We start from the raw sequence: 15,379 nt of genomic DNA on the forward strand, positions 1-15,379 counted from the left end.
CGATCACTTCTCGCTTTCCGGTGCACCCTGCGCCTCGCGGCGCCACGTTCCCGGGCTGACGCCGACCACAGACGAAAACACCCTCGTGAAGTGGCTTTGATTGGCGAACCCGGCCGATATTGCAATTTCCGACAGCGACAGGTCGCGAACCGTCATCAGTTGCTTGGCCGCCTTCACACGCTGGCGCAGCAGCCACTGGTGCGGCGGCAGGCCGGTGGAGATGCGAAACGCGCGCGAAAAGTGGCTGATCGAAAGATCGAACTCGGCCGCAATTTCCTGCAACGAAAGCTTTCCGCCGAGATCGGACTCCAGCCTTTCGCAGACGCGGTTGACCTGCCACGGCGCAAGACCGCCGCGATTCGGTTCAGTGCAGGGACGTAGCCCGCCGTAGGCCTGGGCGACGTGTGCGGTGAGCGCGAGCATCATGTGATCGATGAAAAGCTGGTTCGTCTCGTCTGGCCGACGCAGCGCTTGTTGCAATGACGCGCCGATATGACGGACGACCGTGTCGTCATGGCCTACGCCGAGTTCACAGGCAAGCTGACCGACGCGCGGCATGCGGGGCTGCTCAGTGAGGCCGTCGAGCGCCGAGCGCGGCAAATAGAAAAACAGGGAGTGGAACGGCTTGTCGATCACGTAGCGCGGATCGCGCTTGAGATCGTACAGATAGGTCGCTCCCGCGGGAACATCCGCTTTCATCACGCACTTGCCATTTTCCCAGAGTTCGCAGTCGGGATAATCGTGAAGTTTGAGGCTGACGACGAAAGCATCCTCCGCGGTAAAGGAACCGGAAAGACCCGGCACTGGATTGTCATCCCGGGTTTCGGTGACCGCGAGCTCCACCCCGCGCAGTGACCTCGTTATTAGCGAGGGCGGCGCATCCTTCAGGTGCAAAAACTGCCCGAGCTTCCGGCCGAAGGCGCTCGCCTGGGTCATAGGATAACTCTCTCAGCGAAGTTGGACTGACAAGCGCCCGCACGTGGTTTCGTGAACCATTATCTGACGCTAGCGCACGGTCGTCCAGTTTCGTCGTGGCAGTTTCGTGACACAAAGCTCGATGTCTGCTCGAGAACGTCAGCGATTTTGTCCATTCGCTGCCGCTTACGACGGCTCCGGCGTCGACTGCCTATTTCGACAGCAGCTAGCCGCCACCGTCCGCCGCGCTGATTGCGACTTTAATCGCGGCGCGGGCACCTAGCATCAGCTTACAGCAAGATCAGGCAAAGCATGGGAGTTTTGAGAAAGACGCTGGGCCTCTACCCGCTTAGAACGCGCGCCGAACGCTCAACGATGCTCCTCGAAGCTAGGACAGGTTCATGAGCCAGCCAATCTTGCGCGATCATTCACATCAACAAAATCAGCCAGACGCTTCCGGCGCGCAGCAGCGTTATTTGCAGGTTGCCGACCGCCGTCCTGCCGATGTTGAGATGGCACGCGTGCTTCACACCAAACCACTCAGCATGGCTTTGGACCCCTCTGGGAGCGCGATCGCTCACTGGAAACATGAGCCATTGCACGACGTCGTCGAGCCTATGAGCCATCACGTCATCATGGCTTACAACGGCTCGATGCAGCGCATGGAGCGTCGGACAGGCAGATCGGTTGCGATCGGAACGTTTCGGCCCGGTGTATTGATAATCATTCCGGAAGGATCAAGCTCACGATGGGATATTCCGAAACCTGTTGATGTCGTTCAGCTCTATCTTCCTCACGCAGTGCTCAAGCGCGTCGCTGACGAAGCCAACACCGCCACACCGATCGACCTCGTGGAGCGAACGGCGCATCACGACCCCATTACGTCCCGATTGATCTTGAGCGCGACGGATGTCCTGGAGAGCAATGAGGCGCTGGATACGCTGTTCAGGCACCAATTAATAGACCTCCTGGCCACGCGTCTTCTGGCTGCGCACACCGGCTCGCCAACGACGATCCAGCCAACAATGGGCGGGCTTTCGCCGAAGGCCCTGCTCCGTGCCACCGACCGCTTGCGCTCGGACAGCGATTCGGACGTCTCGCTCGCGGCGCTGGCTTCGGATGCCGGTCTATCGCGCTTTCATTTCTGCCGTGCCTTCAAGGAAAGCACCGGGCTTTCGCCTCATGCCTGGCTGCGCCAGTACCGGCTCGAGCAGGCCATGAGCATGCTGCGCGATAGCGATGAATCCGTCGTCTCGATCGCGGCGGCCCTCGGCTACTCCTCCCAGACCGCCTTCGCCGCGGCATTCAAGAAACTGACCGGCGAAACGCCAAGCGACTGGAGACGTCACAAGCGTTGACGGCATTCGTTCTACCGTAACAAGCTTTTCCCCACAGCGGGAAATGTCCACGACGCAGTCGCACTTATGGCCGACCACGTCCATGGCTCTCCCCCACGGCATCACTGCGGTTCTAGCGGTGAGTGGGATATCGGCGGTATTTGGAGCGGCGCGTTCTCGCACGATGACACTCATCGACCGGGCTCAACCTCGCGATGGGTATTCCCGGGTTCTTGAAACATGATGCTGTAATCCGCAGACAACAGTCGAGCGCGTTGTCCGGCACGGCATCCCCTGCGATCTCTTGGACCGCGATCCAGCCGGTCATTGACGCGTTGTCGCCGATGGCAATGCCGCCGCACCGGCGAACACTTGCGCGGACATCGATACCGATGTCTCACTCGCGAGGCGGGCCTGTCGAGCTTCCACTTCTGCCGAGCCTTCAAGGAAAGCACCGGGATCTCGCCGCCCGTTCGGCTGCGCCACAGTACCGCTCGATAACCATGAACATGCTGCAAGTCGCCGACGCATGGTTTTTTTTCGCTGGCGGCGGAGCTCGGCTACGCGGTCTCGTACGCCCTCGCCGTGGCGTTCAGCGATTGGCTTGGCGAAAGCCCTAGCGCAACGCCGCATGCGTTAGCAGCAATCGCTCTGCAGGTACAGCAATCGCTCTGGCGCAGTCGCATCTTCGGTCCGCTAGATCATGAGGGTGCCCCACGCCCCAGCAGACGGAGACAACATGCTCAGGAAGAACTTGGTCGACCGGCTTGCAATCACTTCACGCCGAAAAGGCTTCGTGACCGCACTCGTGTACGGACTTTCGTTGGGAGTTCGCTTCACTTCAGCAGCGGGGGAGGAAATTCCAGCGCAGGCCGTGCAACGGACCAGTCCCGTGATTTCCATCATGTCCAAAGTAGGCGCCCAGCTCCCCTACCAGAACTGGGGCCCGAGCCCAGCTTTGCCCGTGACCCTTAACCGTGGCTGGGCATCCCCTTTCGGAGGCTGCCGCGCGGCTTGTGAAAACCCCATGCCGATGTCTTCGGAACCGAACTGCCTACCATAGGTCCGCCGGTCTTCTGTCCGCCTGTTCGCGTCGACGTCGATCGGAGGATGCTTGCCGCCAAAGAGAAGCGGCGGTGCACTACCGAGAAAATCAAACCAAGGAGTAGATCACATGCGACTTGTTATCATAGGAGCCGGCTTCGCTGGCATGTACGCCGCACTTTCCGCAGCCCGCCTGCGCGATATCCAGGGCGTTTCGCCCGAGGAGCTCGAGATCGCGCTGGTCGCGCCAGAGCCAACGCTGGTGGTCCGGCCGCGGCTGTACGAACCGAAGCCCGAGACCCTGACGGCGCCGCTGCTGGATGTGCTCAAGGCCGTCGATGTTACTTACGTGCAAGGCAGCGCCGAAACCATCGACGCCAAATCCCGCACGGTGGGCATCGTCGCCACCAAGGGTGCGAAGAAGACCCTTTCCTACGACCGGCTGGTGGTGGCGACCGGCAGCCGGCTATTCCGTCCGAACATTCCGGGCCTCAGCGAGCACGGATTTAGCGTCGACTCGCTCGATGATGCAATTGCCCTCGACAAGCATTTGCACGGCCTGGCGAAACGGCCGGCGGCGAACGGGCGTGACACGGTTGTCGTTGCCGGCGGCGGTTTCACCGGCATCGAGGCGGCCACCGAGATGCCCTCGCGACTGCGCGGAATCCTCGGCAAGGACGCCAAGACGCGCGTCATCATCGTCGACCGCAACAAGGCGATCGCGCCTGATATGGGCGAAGGCCCCCGTCCTGTCATCGAAGAGGCCCTGCGCAAGCTCGGCGTGGAGACCCGGCTTGGCGCCGGCATTACATCGCTGGACGAATCCGGCGTCACGCTTTCCGACGGCGAGCACATCGAGGCCGAGACCGTGATCTGGGCGGCAGGTATTCGCGCGGCACCGTTGACCCAGCAGATCCCGGCCGAGCGCGACAATTTCGGCCGCCTACTGGTCGACCGGGATTTGCGCGTGCCATCAGTGCCAGGTGTCTTCGCTACCGGCGATGCCGCCAGGGCCGCAAGCGACGATATCGGCAATTACGCGCTGATGTCGTGTCAGCACGCCACGCGAATGGGCGCTTTTGCCGGCAACAACGCCGCCGCCGAACTGCTGGGCGTTCCGACCAAGCCCTATCACCAGAAGGGCTATGTCACCTGCCTCGACCTCGGCGAAGCCGGTGCGCTGTTCACCGTTGGCTGGGAACGCAAGGTGGCGATGGTCGGCGAGGTCGCCAAGAAGACCAAGCAGGAGATCAACACCGTCTGGATCTATCCGCCGCAGCCCGAGCGTGCCGCCGCGCTGGCCGCTGCCGATCCGGAGCGTGTGACTGACGTGAGTGGCTTCTTCTAGATGCTTCACGCGAAACGGGCCGCCGCTTCTCGCTGGCTGCGCGGCCAACTCAACCGAGATCAGCCAGTACCTTGAACATGAAACAGGAGATCGAGCATGGACGTCGACACGAGCTTAGCCAACACCTCACACCGCAGTGGACCGGGGTCCAACGAATTGGTTCCGTCGCGCTACGCGGTGCAGGTCGGCGACATTGACGTGCTGGTCGTCAGCGACGGCGTGCTACCGCTCCCAACCGCAATGTTGGCACACAACATCGACCCGGCCGTCCGGGCGACCTGGCTGAAAGACATGTTCCTGCCGCCCGACGCCTACGATTGGGCGCTGAATGTGGTCGTGGTGCGTAGCGGCGACCGGACCATACTCGTCGATGCTGGGCTTGGGCTCGACCCGGACTTGCACTTGCCGCGCGCCGGGCAATTGATCAAGCGACTGGAGGCCGCCGGCATCGATCTTGCGTCCGTGACCGACGTGGTGCTGACCCACATGCACATGGACCACATCGGTGGGCTGCTCGTCGAAGGGGTCAAGGAACAGCTACGTCCGGACCTGCGGATCCACGTGGCGGCCGCCGAGGTCAAGTTCTGGGAGGCGCCCGATTTCTCCCACGTCGCCATGCCGCCGGGTTTCCCGGACGCGCTTCGATCGACCGCCAAGCGGTTCGTGAAAGAGTACCGCAGCCAGCTACGGCCGTTCGAGGAGCAGTACGAGGTGGCACCGGGAGTGATCGTCACTCGCACCGGCGGCCACACCCCCGGGCACAGCGTGGTCCGCGTGGCGTCCGGCGGCGACCGGCTGACGTTCGCCGGCGACCTCGTGTTCGCGGTCGGGTTCGAGCACCCCGACTGGTACAACGGCTTCGAACACGATCCCGACGAGTCGGCCCGCGTTCGTATCAGTCTGTTGCGGGAACTGGCTGAGACCGGTGGACTGCTGGTGGCCACTCACCTGCCGTTCCCGTCCGTCGGACATGTGGCAGTCGACGGCGACGCCTTTCGCTGGGTGCCGGTCTTCTGGGACTACTGATCGTACAGTTCGATCGAGAGACGCCTCGTAAGCGCTTCATTCGATACGGGCCGCGCTACCAGCGCCGGAGCGCGGCCCGCTCACTCAAAATCCTTTTGGAGCTCGACCTCGATGAAACGCGAGACCGTGCGTGCTTCGCAGCTCAACGGCTGCGCCTTCTGCATGAACATGCATGTCGAGGAAGTCCCACACCACAGTGAGTGCGCGCTCCCGTTGATGACCCTGGCGCAACCTGAGTGTCCGCGCAAAGATGCTGCTGGCTTCACGGACCCTCCGCACGGCGATCGCGCCTCGCAGCCGCGCGATGGGAGAGTGTGATGAACGTCGTTGTCTTTGGTTCAACGGGGTCGACAGGACGGCTCGTCGTTGAGTCCGCCTTGTCCGCGGGTCACGTCGTCACCGCCTTTGTCCGTGACCCAAAGCGCATGCCCTTGACGCATCCGAATCTCAGAATCGTCAAGGGCGATGCAATGGATGCAGCCTCGGTGGCATCTGCGGTCCAAGGTGCGGATGCGGTGATCTGCACGTTGGGGATGGTACCTCAGGCGAAGGAGGATCTGGGTCGACGCCAGCCCGGTGTCCCGGTTTGCTCGGTGGGAACCAAGAACATTCTGGCCGCCATGCCTCCAGGCCAGGGCCGACTCATCGTTGAGAGCTCGGTGAGTGTCGGTGAGAGCTACCGCACCGGGAGTTTTGGCGCAGGCTTCATGGTCAAGCTCGCACTCAAGGAGGTGATGGCAGACAAGGAGGCGCAGGAGGCAGCTGTCCGGGAGAGTGACTGCGATTGGACGATCGTTCGACCGGCGACGCTGACATTCAAGCGTGCTCGCGGAAACCTGAAGGCCGGGACCGATCTGCGCTGGAATATCACCTCAACAGCCACCCGCGCGGACGTGGCCGAGTATTTGGTCAAGATCCTCGATGATCCCGCGACATACAAGAAGGCCATAACGGTGCGCAACTAGGTTTGGCGACGAATTGCGGTGAAACCGCGATCTCCGCCGGTGGCGGCCGGAAAGCGAGTGAATTGGCAGAGCTGTCAGCGACAACAACCGTTGCAGGAGGGTATCGTGGTGCATGTTAACAAGAAGGCGGTCGGCTTGGTGCTGTGCCTCGGCGCTGTCGTGCTTGTGGCTGGTGGCTGGGCGTATGCCCATTCGAACGAGACATTCACCGACAACGCCTATATTCGCGGCGAAATGACCTCGCTCGCGCCGAAGGCTGCAGGCTACGTCACGGCCGTGGAGGTTCAGGATAACCAGACCGTTCGTGCAGGCGACGTCCTATTCCGGATCGACGATCGCGACTACCGCGCACGCCTGGCGCAAGCCGAGGCCAATGTCGAAGCCGCCCAAGCCCGCCTCACCAATGTCGATGCGGAGATCCAACTCCAGCATGCCCTGATACGGCAGGCCGAAGCTCAAAGACTTGCGAGCGTGGCCGAGATGAATCTGGCGCGCAAGGCCTCCGATCGCCGCCGCGAACTGATCCGCACCAACGCGATCAGCCAGGCGCAGGTCGATGAAAGCGATGCGGCGTTATCGAGAACCGAGGCGGGCGTGTCGGCGGCGGCGGCAACGGTGGAGGCCCAGCGGGCACGCATCGCCGTCCTTGCCAGCCAGCGCGAAGCTGCACTTGCTGCAGTGGCGCAAGCGCACGCCGCACGCGATCTCGCCCAGATCGATCTCGACCACACCGTGGTGCATGCGCCGGTCGACGGCGTCGTCGGCAACCGCCAGGTTCGCGTCGGCCGGCTTGTCACGCCGGGCACCTCCTTGCTCGATATCGTTCCGGTCAAGAACGTGTGGGTGGTGGCGAACTTCAAGGAAAGCCAGATCGAACATATCCGGCCCGGTCAGCGCGCCCGCATCAAGGTGGACGGCTATCCGAACCAGACGATTGAAGGTGTGGTGGACAGCTTTGCGCCCGGCAGCGGTTCTGCGTTCACCCTGCTCCCCGCTGACAATGCGACGGGGAACTTCATTCGTGTCGTTCAACGGGTGCCTGTGAAAATCCGCTTCGACAGAAATCCATTGCCCGGCCGCGTCGTGCCTGGCCTGTCGGCGCGTGTTGAAATAGATCGAGGAAGCGGCACATGACCGCGATCGCCGACGCCACGCCAGGCTACGACAGGCGCGCGGCAGGAAGCATTCTTGTCGCAGGCATCGTGCTCGCCACTCTGACGGAGGCGATCGCAAGCACCGTCCTGTCGCTCGGACGCAACGACATCATTGGCGACACCCATGCGACTCCCGACGAGTTCGCCTGGCTGGACATCGGATACACCGCAACAAAGCTAGTCGGGTTCATGGCCGCCTCCTGGCTCATGACACGCACCAGTCCGCGCCGCCTGATGATCGGTTCGACGCTGGTCATGGGCACGGCCTGCGGAATCGCCGCCATCACGTATCGGTTAGATCTGCTGGTCGCACTCCGCATCATACAGGGCTTCTCCGGCGGCACCTTGCTTGTCGCGGGACAGTCGATCATTTTCCTCGCCTATCCGCGATCCTACCAGCCGATCCTTCAGGCTCTGTTTGCGATGGGGTCCGTGGTCGCTCCTGCGACCATCGCTCCGGCGCTCCAGGGATGGTTGATCGACAGCCAGTCGTGGGCATGGATCTTCTTCGGCGTTATTCCGGTAGCCCTCGCCGCTATCGGACTTCTGCTGATCGCAGACGGCCCCAGGCCCGTTGCGGCTGCGCGCCTTCCGTTCGACTGGGTCGGCTTCTTGCTGATCTCAGTCACATTCTTCTGCTTCACCTATGTTCTCAACCAAGGCAGCCGATGGCGCTGGTTCGAGGAGCCTCGCATCGCGTGGCTGACCGTGATCGGCGCAGCCGCCTTGCTGGCGTTTCTCGGCCAACAGGCGATGGCCAAAAGCCAAGGCCTGTTCGATTTCACCTTGTTCCGGTCGAACGATTTTTCCGTCGCCTTTATCGTCAGTTTCGTCGCCGGTGCCGCCTTGTTCGGCAGCGCGTTCCTGATCCCGTCGTTTGCCGTGTCCGTACTCGCGTTCACGCCAAGTGAGGCCGGCCAGCTCCTTTTGCCGAGCGGCGCGCTTTTCGTCGGCGCGCTCCTCATTGCTGCCTTTCTCATGCAGGTCAGGGGCGCTCCCCCTATCGCCACGGTGCCGTTCGGAATCCTGATGATCATGGCCGCGATGTGGATGCTGTCCGGCTCGACCAGCGAAAGTGGCGCCGACGACATGATGGCCGCCATCCTGCTACGCGGCTTTGGACTTGGCTTCCTCTTCCTGTCGATCACCCTTATCGCTTTCAGCGACCTCAACAACCACAATCGAGCGTCCGGCATCGGTCTTTTCAACGCCGGGCGCCAGCTCGGTGGCCTCATGGGGGTAGCCGGGCTCCAGACCATGATCGACCACAATGTCACCACCAATGCCACGGTGCTTGGCGCGAGTGTCACCGCAGGCCTTCCCGCGGTCAGCGAGCGGCTGGGAGCGACGAGTGCCATGCTCGCAGCACGAGGAATGGACAGCGTGGCCGCCGGCCGGACTGCGATGGGTCTGTTGGGTCGAGCCCTCACCGGTCAATCCACGGTGATCGCTTTCGACACCGCGTTCGCTGCCATCGCTCTTCTTTTCGTCATCGCTGCGCCGGTGCTGGTCACCATCAAGATCGCGTTTGCCCTGCACGCGAAGAAGCGCGCGGCGCAGTTAGCCCGAACCGAGGAGCCGTACATGACATACCCCGCGTCGAAACCCTCCCGCCAAGCCAATGCCGTGTCGAGGCCAGACCCTCGCGCCGAGATCGTGCTGGCGGTCAGCGAGGCTCTCGCCAATCCGAGCGGCGCGCCCGCTCACCTCGACAATATCTTGGATCGAAGCGGATACTCGAGGGAAGACATTCTATCGGCATTCGAGAGCGTCGACGATCTCATTGTCGCGATCGCCGAACACAAAGCCTCCCTCATATCGCAGCCGTTGGTGAGGAGAGCGCACCCCGGCACCGTAGATGATGCACGCGAAACACTCATCGCGTTCGGCCGCGTTGCCTGGGAGGAGTACTCGACCACCCTGGTCGGGTTCGTTCGGATGATGATGAACGAGGGTGCACGCAATCCTGCGCTGAAGAAGCGGGTGCACGAGGCGGGACAAGCGATTGTCACACTCAAGCTACGGGAGTTTCTGTCCGCAGCAGATGAGCGGGGGATCCTGTCGATATCGGACGCTCAGCTATACGCCGAGCAACTGCTGGGACTATTGAGAGAACCGCTCTACCAGGCGCTGATGCTGACTCCGGCAATGAGCCTCGAAGCCCCAGCCGCCGACCGCGTCAGAGCCAGTATCGAAAGCTTCATTCATGGATGTGGGAGCACGAGGAGCAGGAAGCGATGAGCGCAGCCAATGATATTGGCCGGTCAAGATGGTCTGGCCCGAGCGAGAGCCCTTCAAGACTGAAGGTCGTCGGCGACGTCCCGGCGGACCTGGCGAACAGCATCGACGATAATGGGTCCCTGGTGACAGTCGACCCCGCCGACTGGATCGTCTGTTTCGTGCCCGGCCTTCGCCGGCAATGGTGGCATCGCTTCGTCCATCACAGGCATAAGCATGTCTTTGCCATGCGGCCCACGAGCACGGGGAGTTGGCTGCTCGTTGAGCCGTGGTGGACGCGCATGATGGTGACGATCCTGCCACCGGCCGATGCCGTCAGATTTCTTCGGTGGGGTGCGACGGGCGATATCCTGCGGGTCCGCGAAGCGGTCCCGGGCAAGGCGAGCCAGCTTCGCGGTTGGTCGAACTGCGCGGTTCTCTCGGCGTTCTTGCTCGGCCGACCGAGCTGGACATGGACACCGCACGGTCTCTACCGGCAGCTACTGCGCGAAAGGTCAACGCGGCGCGAGAACGTGCAGCAACTTCTCGTCGACCAGTTCACCAAAGTCGTCAGCCATTACTCGTCCAACGCGCTGAGTGTCAGTGCCGACCAGCTTTCCTTGCCACTCAGGGAACTACTCATCATCATTGGGCGCAATCTCCTCGAAACGATGATGACGCCGTCGTTGCTGGAGGTCTGTTATACAGCCATACTTGAAGCGGACCGCTACCCCGATGCGACACGGGCCTACGCGCAACATGGACCTACGCCAGCCATCGCGGTCCTTACGAAAATTCTGGCAAAAGCGAAGCAGGCCGGAGAAATCGATCTAGCACATTGCGAAGCCGGCGCCCGCCAGTTTCTTGGGATGCTCCATGGAAACGTCCATCTGGAGGCCGTGCTTCAGCTCGGCGACGTACCAACGCTTTCCGACATCGATTTGCGCGCTCGCACCGCGGTGAAAGTCTTTCTCGACGGCGCCGAGCCTGACGAGAGGACAGGAATCGTTGCGCGAGCGGCATTGACGGCATGACTGGTGCCACTCGCAGCGACAATCCTGCTGTGAGGTGGGGTTGCCATGGCCAGGATGCGCCGGTCTCTCTACATACTCGCAGCGCGGCGCAGCTGCCCCCATGCGTCGCCGACGACAAGAAACGAAGTGGGAAGATGCCGGCTATGTCGGCCGGCTCTAATCCAGACAGAACGTTGAAAGCGGTTCTGTCGGGCGGCCTTCGAGTCGGCTTCGCCTCCGCCTCGGCGGGTAAAGTAGATCACAATGCCGAGAGTGGCCCCGCCGATTGGTCGCCAAAATCACCGTTTGAAAAACCGTTTCAGTTCGGTCGTCTCAAACGGTTCGCGAGGGCAAGTCCTTGAAGAACTTGGTGGGCGCACCGGGGCTCGAACCTGGGACCCGCTGATTAAGAGTCAGCCTTGGGTTGAGAACGATCAATGACTTGCTGGTCGCACGACCGGGCTTATCCGACTGAAAGTGGGCGTTCGTCGCACGATCAAAGTGCTGCATTTCACCGGCTAACATCCGCGCGGTCGGAGCATCCGCGGGGTAGACCCTGGTTGGCGCCGTGTCTCTTGCAAGCTACCGTTGGAGCGGCTCACGCGGCGGATTGGAGCCTTTTCCGTTCCGATTGATCGAATCCTCGGGTACCCTCATTCCGCCGCGTCAGCGGAACTGGCGAAGTTGATAGATGGCTGCATGGAGAGCGGAGATGGGCCGGCTCGATAAGCAGATGGATCCGTTCCACCCTGCCGCGCATCTGACGACGGCGGATCGCGTCGCCGACAATCTTGGGCTTGAGCAAGTCGACACGTCGTCGTCCGTTGAACCGGCCCGAGAGAAAGCCGCCTCGTCACCCGCGCATTTTGGGTCGGGCCGGGCGGGGACCGGTGTAACGGGCTCTACCAATTGGATCGACCGAGCACGTCGCATCTGGCGGCGCCATCTCCAGCGCGATCAACTCCCCCGAACGACCGGGGGGTCTACGGGAAATTTCGAGCGCTGGTTGATCGCACTGCTGAGCGTCGGCTTCGTCGTGAGTTGCGTTTGCGCGATCATTGTCTTCATGCAGGTCAACGCGCGCAAATTGGAGATCGCAACACTGCAACGTGATATCATCGCACTCAAGCTACGCGTAGCCAGGCTCGATCAGATCGCAAGCACGAACGAGATGCGCGAAAAGGCAAGCCGTGGAATACCCAAACCGCCGTCGGAGATCCAACGCGACCAGGCTCCGCTCATCCTGTCACGTGAAGAGATTCAGCTTGTCCGAGACTATATCAAGCCTGCACCAGTTGCTGGCCCCGCGACTGAGACTACAAAGGTCGGCGATCCCGTCGTGGGAGAAACCGTTCCCTTTTCCTCTCCGATCACGGACAAGGTGCGGAAGCTGCTCGGCGCGAGATTTACCGTTCGCAATGGCGTTGTTGTCATCGTCCGCAGCGGCAGCCGTCACGCTGATGCTGTAATTGGGCCCAATTGACGAGAACTGGCCGCGATCGCAGTAGTCGATCGCCATCTTAAGGCTGGTTGTTCGGTGGTCTTTCAATGAACCGCCGGCTGCCATTGAGAAGCTCGAGGTTATTGGCGATAACCGGGTTGCCTGGATCGAGCGAATAGGCCTTCTCGAACTTTCGGCGCGCCGCACTCAGATTGCCGCGCAGCATGTACGAATATCCCTGGTCGTTCAGGACCTGCACGGTTTCGCCGCCCAGCCGGATCGCTTGGGCATAGGCCTGATCGGCGAGATCAAAGCGACGTATCCGATCATAGCTCGCCGCGAGTCCAACCCAGGCCGTCACGTCCTTCGGCGATTTCTCGACCGCATCCCTGAAATAGCGATTGGCTAACCCGTAGCTGCCGCGGTTGAAATGCTCCAAGCCCAGCCGTACCGGCTCGTCCGAGGGATAATATTTGACGTCCGTCGGCTCCTGCACGGGGTCCCCCCCAGGCGGCTCGACGGGAGCGACGACGGCAGCCTGCCTCAGCGTATGATCACACCCCGCAAGGCCGATCCCCAACCAGCAACAGGTCAGCATGAAGATGATACGTCGCATAACCCCTTGGTCCCCCGCACGTCGCAGCAACTTCACTGCGCCGTTCGCAAACAACATCGCCAAAACCACGCACTAAAAATCGTTACCTGCCGCCTACGCCTACTCCACCAACCGGCACTGATACTCCAGCAGTCGATCCAGCCCCCAATCCTTCTATGTTGACGTTCTGGGTTGGGGCAGTCCGCACGCCCATTTGTTTCGTCGCATCGCCGATGTCGGGAAGCTGATCCACCGGCTGTTTCGTGTTGCCATAGCGAGTCACGGCGGCGCCCACGCGCCGGGCGTCGTACGTGATCCTGCGATCACCGACGTTTCGCGGCCATGGATGGATTGTGTGGGTGACCGCGTTGACCTCCTTGGCATTGCCGGCACTCATCGTGATGGTGTCTGAACGCTGGAAATAGCGGTCCACCTCGTCATGACCGGCCACCCCGTAACATCCCCCGAGCAGCAGCGGTGCGAACAGAGCCAGATACCTGATGGTCATCTCCCGCTTCCTTCTCAGTTGAGCGTTTTTACGACGGGCTGGTTCGCAACAGCCGGTGCCGGAATGGTCGCAGTGACCTCGGGAGCGATGATGTGACCATAGGGTCCTTTAACGTCGCCTCCGGAGTTGACGTAGTCATTGTAACGCTTGCGCACCTCCATCTGGCCATTGAGAAAGAAATCGACGTCGTTGGCCGGAAGGCGGGAGTCGAGCGGTGACGCCAATTGCTGACCGGGCGCGGCCGGTGCGACCAGGCGCGGCGTCACGATGATGACGAGATCGGTTTCCTCCTGCTGGTACGACTTGCTGCTGAACAAGGCTCCAAGCACGGGCACCGAACCGATCCAGGGCAATTGCGAAACGTCCTGACGGTTGCGGGTTTGCAGCAAGCCGGCGATCGCAAAGCTCTGGCCGTCCCGCAGCTCCACCGTGGTCCGTGCATCGCGGCGGGTCAACGCCGGAACTGTCGTCCCCTGAATCGTCACTGCATTGGCGAAATCAAGCTCGCTGACCGACGGCTCCACCCGAAGGTTGATGACCCCCCGCGAGAGCACGGTGGGGACAAAGGCCAGTTCGACACCGAACTTCTTGTAATCGATGGTGATGGTCGGAAAGCCGGCTGCGGTCGTGTTCGGAATCGGCACTGGAAACTCACCACCGGCCAGGAAGCGCGCTGCATCTCCGGAAAGCGTGGTCAAGTTCGGCTCGGCCAACCTGCGAGCCAATCCTTTGGTTTCCAGCGCAGAGATCAACAAGTCCACCGAACCGCCATTGCTGGTTCGGACGATGCTGGTCAACAAGCTTCCGAACGGGACCGGAGCTATGCCGCCCGCTGTGCCAAGAAGCGTACCAGCTGTTCCGAGTAACGGCAGGCTGCCGGTTGGGGGGGCACCGACTTGGCCGCCGCCAACGCCCAGGGGGCTATTAGCGGTGTTGATACCACCAATCGGTCGCCGGCCCGCCGTAGTGCTCAAATTGCCACGTCCCGTATTCGCGACGTTGGTCCCGTTGGCATTCGCTGCGTACAGGTTCACACCGAGGTCGCGGCCGGCATCCCGGGTGACCTCGAGAAAACGCACCTCCAGCATCACCTGCTGCGGCGCCGCGACACTCATCGCGTTGACGACAGTGCCCCCCTTCGCGACTGTGCTGGTGGCGATCGCCATGGCCCGCTCGGCCGTAACCGCATCGGCGGCCGTTCCGCTGAGCACCACCTGGCCCTCGGAAGCCGAGACGCGGATCCCGTGCCCGCCAGTGCTGCTGCGGATGTTCTGCTGGAGATTGCCGGTATCGATCACGACCTCGACGTCGAGGATGCCGATCTGCTTCATCGAGGAGTCGAGCAGGATGACGTTGGTGGTGCCGGTCTGCTTGCCCTGGACGTAGATCAGGTGATCGCTGAGCGACTTCACGTCCACAATGTCGGGCGAGCCGGCCACGATAGTTGCGAAAGCCGTATCGACCTTGAAGGTGCGTGACTTGTTGACCACCACCTTGACCCGTTGGACGTCGTTCATTTCGCTGACGAAGACGCCGCCGCCGGAGGAGCCCCGCCGGTCTGCCGCCATCGCGCGGTCAGCGGACGCAAAGGAGGCGAGCGCCGCGCCAAGACCCATCACGCTGAAGGCGAGAAGCTCCCTTATCTTACCTGAAATGCGATCGCCACCCATTCGAGTCCCCCAACTGCGATCCGCGGCTCCCCCGCAAATCTACGTGCTCGACATCCCCAATAGTTCCCCTCTGCGCACCACGCCGCAGAGCTTACAAGATGTCCGACTACAATTCGTTACTTCGCGTTTCCAAGATCATCGTCCTT

12 protein-coding genes and 1 pseudogene are annotated in these 15,379 nt (G+C 61.8%); 9 read left to right on the forward strand and 4 right to left on the reverse strand.

Translation table 11 applies throughout. The annotated features are described in order from the left end of the window. Positions 1 to 3: 3 nt before the first annotated feature. Positions 4 to 936 carry an AraC family transcriptional regulator gene (locus I6F33_RS14335; RefSeq protein WP_225143013.1) on the reverse strand — a complete coding sequence of 311 codons (933 nt, stop codon included), beginning with the start codon at positions 934 to 936 and terminating at the stop codon, positions 4 to 6. A 491-nt stretch (positions 937 to 1,427) separates the two neighbouring features. Here I6F33_RS14335 and I6F33_RS14340 point away from each other — a divergent pair, with 491 nt between their 5' ends. The 9 genes and pseudogenes from I6F33_RS14340 to I6F33_RS14380 all read left to right on the forward strand — a co-directional run bounded on the left by I6F33_RS14340 (position 1,428) and on the right by I6F33_RS14380 (position 12,502). Continuing rightward, on the forward strand, positions 1,428 to 2,273 hold the full coding sequence (locus I6F33_RS14340) for an AraC family transcriptional regulator (RefSeq protein ID WP_225143218.1): 846 nt from the start codon (positions 1,428 to 1,430) through the stop codon (positions 2,271 to 2,273). 1,153 nt (positions 2,274 to 3,426) lie between these two features. Beyond that, positions 3,427 to 4,644, forward strand: coding sequence for an NAD(P)/FAD-dependent oxidoreductase (locus I6F33_RS14345; RefSeq protein WP_225130245.1), 1,218 nt, complete (start codon positions 3,427 to 3,429; stop codon positions 4,642 to 4,644). 96 nt (positions 4,645 to 4,740) lie between these two features. Then, on the forward strand, positions 4,741 to 5,670 hold the full coding sequence (locus I6F33_RS14350; protein ID WP_225143015.1) for an MBL fold metallo-hydrolase: 930 nt from the start codon (positions 4,741 to 4,743) through the stop codon (positions 5,668 to 5,670). Positions 5,671 to 5,987: 317 nt separating this feature from the next. Continuing rightward, entirely contained in the window at positions 5,988 to 6,635 is a 648-nt protein-coding gene (locus I6F33_RS14355; protein WP_036041924.1) for an NAD(P)-dependent oxidoreductase, read from the forward strand. Between the two features lie 105 nt (positions 6,636 to 6,740). After that, a complete protein-coding gene (locus I6F33_RS14360; RefSeq protein WP_141697701.1) occupies positions 6,741 to 7,769 on the forward strand; it encodes an HlyD family secretion protein in 1,029 nt (342 codons plus the stop codon). Continuing rightward, positions 7,766 to 9,343 (forward strand): annotated as a pseudogene (locus tag I6F33_RS14365) (DHA2 family efflux MFS transporter permease subunit); the annotation flags it as partial. The gene I6F33_RS14360 and the pseudogene I6F33_RS14365, both read left to right, overlap by 4 nt. Before the next feature lie 30 nt (positions 9,344 to 9,373). Then, positions 9,374 to 10,030, forward strand: coding sequence for a TetR/AcrR family transcriptional regulator C-terminal domain-containing protein (locus I6F33_RS38320; RefSeq protein ID WP_225143220.1), 657 nt, complete (start codon positions 9,374 to 9,376; stop codon positions 10,028 to 10,030). Then, positions 10,027 to 11,040, forward strand: a complete 1,014-nt coding sequence (locus I6F33_RS14375) for a TetR/AcrR family transcriptional regulator C-terminal domain-containing protein (RefSeq protein ID WP_083235141.1) — start codon at positions 10,027 to 10,029, stop codon at positions 11,038 to 11,040. Before I6F33_RS38320 ends, I6F33_RS14375 begins: the two co-directional genes overlap by 4 nt. Positions 11,041 to 11,731: 691 nt before the next feature. Then, entirely contained in the window at positions 11,732 to 12,502 is a 771-nt protein-coding gene (locus I6F33_RS14380; protein WP_109145690.1) for a hypothetical protein, read from the forward strand. Positions 12,503 to 12,539: 37 nt separating this feature from the next. On the opposite strand, the gene I6F33_RS14385 is transcribed toward I6F33_RS14380, so the two are convergent. From I6F33_RS14385 to I6F33_RS14395, 3 genes are all read right to left on the reverse strand, one after another. Beyond that, positions 12,540 to 12,956, reverse strand: coding sequence for a tetratricopeptide repeat protein (locus I6F33_RS14385; RefSeq protein WP_036008114.1), 417 nt, complete (start codon positions 12,954 to 12,956; stop codon positions 12,540 to 12,542). A 202-nt stretch (positions 12,957 to 13,158) separates the two neighbouring features. After that, positions 13,159 to 13,563 carry a hypothetical protein gene (locus tag I6F33_RS14390; RefSeq protein WP_036008116.1) on the reverse strand — a complete coding sequence of 135 codons (405 nt, stop codon included), beginning with the start codon at positions 13,561 to 13,563 and terminating at the stop codon, positions 13,159 to 13,161. A 14-nt stretch (positions 13,564 to 13,577) separates the two neighbouring features. After that, the gene (locus tag I6F33_RS14395; RefSeq protein ID WP_225143016.1) at positions 13,578 to 15,233 is read right to left on the reverse strand and encodes a type II and III secretion system protein family protein; all 1,656 of its coding nucleotides are present in this window, start codon (positions 15,231 to 15,233) and stop codon (positions 13,578 to 13,580) included. Positions 15,234 to 15,379 lie beyond the last annotated feature (146 nt).

It is taken from the genome of Bradyrhizobium sp. BRP20 (assembly GCF_020194215.1).
Classification (GTDB): Bacteria; Pseudomonadota; Alphaproteobacteria; order Rhizobiales; family Xanthobacteraceae; genus Bradyrhizobium; species Bradyrhizobium yuanmingense.